The organism is Erwinia sp. S43, from assembly GCF_016624745.1.
Classification (GTDB): domain Bacteria; phylum Pseudomonadota; class Gammaproteobacteria; order Enterobacterales; family Enterobacteriaceae; genus Erwinia; species Erwinia coffeiphila.
The window spans coordinates 1-235 of record NZ_JACVTX010000089.1 but is presented as its reverse complement, the minus strand read 5'-3'; the positions used below and the strand labels follow the sequence as shown (position 1 = coordinate 235).

The window sequence follows — 235 nt, the reverse complement described above, 5'->3', positions numbered from 1 at the left end:
CGCCCCGGCCATTCCATCCGCCGCACTGCCGCCCGTTATACCGCCCGCCAGGCCCGCCGCCAAAGTGCCCAGCACGCTGACAGTCTGTTTCTCCGTTTCCGTCAGATCACTGACCTGTTTGCCGGGGTACAGCTTATTCATCACCAGCTGCGCCATCAGTTCACCGCTGACCGCACCAGCAGCACCCGCTGCCGCACTGTTTCCTGCCTCGTACGACACGATGGCACCCACCACC

The 235-nt window shown here is 64.3% G+C and carries 1 protein-coding gene; it reads right to left on the bottom strand.

Annotated features, from left to right (window positions below):
* Window positions 1-235, bottom strand: a 235-nt coding sequence (locus IBT47_RS26890) for a VENN motif pre-toxin domain-containing protein (protein ID WP_200564307.1), incomplete at both ends; no start/stop codon positions are given.